This is a genomic window from Nitrosospira briensis, assembly GCF_900115125.1.
GTDB lineage: Bacteria > Pseudomonadota > Gammaproteobacteria > Burkholderiales > Nitrosomonadaceae > Nitrosospira > Nitrosospira briensis_A.
Map to the genome: position 1 here is coordinate 1 of NZ_FOVJ01000018.1, position 2,157 is coordinate 2,157.

Here is a 2,157-nt window from a genome sequence, read left to right on the forward strand (position 1 = left end):
GGCGATCGCAACATCAACAGCATAGCCGGTGCGGTCATACCGGTCTTCACCAAGCTGTAACAAGAGGAAGCCCCGGGCCGGCTCCCAAGGGAGCGAGCCCGGGCTCCCAAGGCATGACGACACCGGTCCGCCACCGTCACCCGACGGAAAGGTGGATCGGTGTTTTTTTATGCCTGTCAGTTAGCCACCGAGTCCAGGAGTTACAATCTCCCGCGTTCTCAGGCGCTTTCAGGAACTGGATAGATACTGGCGAAAAAATATTAGCAGGCTAACAACTGGCTTGCTAATGAACTGGATAAAGTTCTGGAGATTAACTGGATTAAAGGCAACAGGCCAAAAGCTTGCTAGAAGACTGGGTTTGATGTCAGCGTGACGTTTGCATCCACTTCTGAACGCACTGGATCTGCGGGCAGGCCTGCAAATGCATCAGCCATGCGCCGAATACCTGCCCGGATCTGGTATTCGTTAAGGGAAGAAAAACCAAGTATGAGCGTACGGGCGCTATAGCTGCATTTCCCATAAGCATAGGTGGTGCCGGACCCGATAGAATAGATGCCCACCCCATGACGGAGGGCAATTGCTTCAAGCTCGGGCGCATCAGGGTAGTTATCCGGCAGGTGCCAGGCGAGATGCAGACCGCTCTCCAAACCCGAAAGCCGGACCGGGCCAAAATGATCACGTAATGATTCTATAAGGCAATCATGACGCTTGGAATAAATGTTACGCATGCGCCTCAGGTGATTGCCATAAGCGCCACTCCGGATAAACTCGGCCATTGTCGCCTGATCCAGCCATGCATTTCCACTATTGAGCAACGCCTTGGCCGAACGTGCCGCAGGAATCAACGTTTTGGGCACAACCAGATAGCCCAGGCGCAGACCAGCGCCCATGGATTTGGAGAATGTTCCCAAATACATTACACAACCATGATCATCGAGGCCCATTAGCGCGGTAAGGGGTGAGCCCCGATATCGGAAATCGGAGTCGTAGTCATCCTCTATGATAAGCGCACCACATCGGCGCGCCCAGTCCAGAAGCTTCAACCGGCGCTCGATCGGTAGCGTAAAGCCAAGAGGAAACTGATGAGAAGGGGTAACATAGAGCAATGTCACGCCATCTTTGGGCAATTGCTCCACATCCAGCCCCGCTTCATCCACAGGCACCTGAATCAATTTCGCATAATAGCTTTCAAAAAGAGCCTTGGCGCCGTGGTAACAGGGGTTTTCCGTAGCCACCAATGATCCTTCTTTCACCAGTAGGCGGGCTGCCAGATTCAATCCCTCCTGAGAGCCGCCCGTAATAATTATCTGGTCAGAAGAAACGCTGATTCCGCGCGCCACGCCAAGGTGATCGGCAATCACCTCCCGCAACTGGGATAATCCGGCTGGATCACAACATTCCGCAAACTGTGTGCTGGCCGAGGTAAATATTCTGTTAATAAACCGGCGCCAGATCTTGTGGGGAAATAAATCAAAGCCGATCCGGTCCGGGCAAAAATCAAAGTCTACGCGTTGGGCGTGATTTTTAGCCGGTGTTTGGCCGATAAAAGGGATAGCAGGGCGTTTTACCGTCTCTCCACGAACAGGGGCGGAAGTAGTAGCAGTTCTGCGAGCTGCAGCCAGGCAAGTTTCGGGTAGCTCGAGATTTACGAATGTTCCGATTGCTTTTCGGGCTTGCAGGTACCCTTCAGCAATCAGCCGGTCGTAAACGAGCAAAACGGTATTTCGGGAAATACCCAGCTGCTCCGCGAGTACCCGGCTAGCCGGGATAAGAGTGCCCGGTTTCAGCTTCCCATCAAGGATGAGGTGCCGAAGTTGCTCGAAAAGCTGGCCTTGCAGCGACTGATGGCTGCTGTGGTCGAGTTCAATTGGAATTGCCATATTCTTTCGTGACGGCGCACATGCGCGCTGGATTTCGGGGCTAGATGTATACCTGATTTTGGCATATTCGGAGAGCGAACGTAAACCTGTCACTTGGTGCTGAAACACCACCCTCATGTGCAGTAATGAAGGTGGTGCTAATTGGACCTTTCAGGAAGGAATCGGATTACTCCTCCTCCTCCTCGTCTTCGTCTTCGTCCTCATCTTCATCCTTGGTTTCGGATTTGAGCACCATCTTGCCCTGCTTGATGCTCTCGTTGAGGTCTGTCTCCGGTGC

At 53.0% G+C, this 2,157-nt stretch carries 1 protein-coding gene; it reads right to left on the reverse strand.

Annotated elements, in window-relative coordinates; all coding sequences use genetic code 11:
• Nucleotides 1–344: 344 nt before the first annotated feature.
• Complete coding sequence (gene pdxR, locus BMZ14_RS14555; protein ID WP_074798859.1) at nucleotides 345–1,880, reverse strand: MocR-like pyridoxine biosynthesis transcription factor PdxR; 1,536 nt, start codon at nucleotides 1,878–1,880, stop codon at nucleotides 345–347.
• Nucleotides 1,881–2,157: the final 277 nt, after the last annotated feature.